At 77.8% G+C, this 1,439-nt stretch carries 2 protein-coding genes; one reads left to right on the plus strand and one right to left on the minus strand.

The window, feature by feature from the left end; translation table 11 throughout:
* Positions 1-304, plus strand: a 304-nt coding sequence (locus tag ABD067_RS00935; protein ID WP_343893249.1) for a hypothetical protein, incomplete at its 5' end; no start/stop codon positions are given.
* Here the strand turns inward: ABD067_RS00935 and ABD067_RS00940 are convergent.
* Positions 298-1,098, minus strand: a complete 801-nt coding sequence (locus ABD067_RS00940) for a creatininase family protein (protein ID WP_343893250.1) — start codon at positions 1,096-1,098, stop codon at positions 298-300. The two genes, ABD067_RS00935 and ABD067_RS00940, sit on opposite strands and share 7 nt — an antisense overlap.
* Positions 1,099-1,439: the final 341 nt, after the last annotated feature.

Raw genomic sequence — 1,439 nt, forward strand, 5'->3', positions numbered from 1 at the left:
GGCGTGGTGCGCCGCCGCCCCGCCCAGCGACGCGGCGGCCGTCGTAGCCGGCCGTCTCGTCGTCGGGTCGGCGCCGTCCGCCCCGCCCGACGCCGGGTTCCGCCTGGAAGCGGCGCCGGTGCCGAACCGCGACCTGGAAGGGCCGCGCGCCCAGGAGGCCGACCGCGCCCGGCTGTCGCCGAGCGTGATCCACCGGCCCCTGCCCAGCCAGGGCATGGCGACCGAGGGCGCCGCGAGCATCCAGGAGGAGCGGCTGTTCTTCCCGGCCCCGGGCGCGCGGCTCAACGTCCCCTTCTCCTACTGACCGCGGCCGCCGGCGCGGCCGGGGTTCCAGACCGGGTCGGGCGCGCGCCACAGCAGCGGGTCGCGCATCATTCGGGCCAGGCCGGCGGAAACGGCGGCGGCGATGCGCTCGCCCTTCTCCGCCGTGGCGGCGCGCGGGTCGCCGCGGACGCCGGTGCGGGGGGCGCGCTCGGCGAAGCTCCAGAAGCGGGACGCGCCGGCGGTGGGGCTCTCGGGCGGCGTGTTGGGGGGCGCGGCTTCGGCGATGCGGTCCCGGCGCACCTGGGCGGGGTCGAGCGCGAGCCATAGGCTGGTTTCGCCCTCGCAGGCGTGCTGGATGCCGGGCTGGGCGGTCAGGGTCGCCGCGACCTCGGCCGGTGCGGCTTGCGGCCATGTGGTGGCGACCACGGGCACGCCGAACTCGTGCGCCAATTCTCGCGCCGAGACGGCCAGCGGCTCGATGTTGCCGCCGTGGCCGTTGACGATGAAGAGGCGGCCGAAGCCGTCGGCGCGCAGGCTCCGGACGACGCAGCGCAGCACGGCGTGGAAGGTGGCGTAGTCCAGGCTGACGGTACCGCCGAAGGGGAAGTGGTGCTCCGACAGGCCCATCCACATTGGGGGCAGGACCACGGCGGGGATGTCCGTCGCCTGCTCGGCGGCGCGGACGGAGAGGGCGTGGGCGGCGTGGCTGTCGGTCCAGACCGGCAGGTGCGGGCCGTGCTGCTCCAGGCTGCCGACCGGCAGGACCGGGAGGGCGTTCCGGGCAGCCAATTCCTTCAATTCGGGCGCGGTCAGGCGCTCCCAGCGGACGTCCATGGCTCCCCTCCCCTTCGCTGCGGGCGGGGCGTGGTAGCGCGGGCGGCACACGGCAGGAAGCGCGCCGCGGGCGGCGGCGGTGCTGCCGAGCGGTGGCGGCCGGGGCGGGCAGGGTGGCCGGGGCGGGCGGGCCCGGAACGCTCGCGTCGTGCCCGAGGCGGCCGGCGCGCGCGCCGCGGGCGGACCGGGGCGGATGAAGCGCCGCGCCGTTCTCGCGGGTCCGACCGCGGCGCCGGTCATTGCGGCGCCAGGTGGCGGGGGATGGAGAGCCGGCCGCCGGCGGTCTTCAGCAGCTCGCCGCAGAGGGCGAAGAAGCCCGGGCGGGGCATCAGGGCGCGGGC

Origin of the sequence: Craurococcus roseus, from assembly GCF_039523795.1 — a bacterium.
GTDB classification, from domain to species: Bacteria; Pseudomonadota; Alphaproteobacteria; order Acetobacterales; family Acetobacteraceae; genus Craurococcus; species Craurococcus roseus.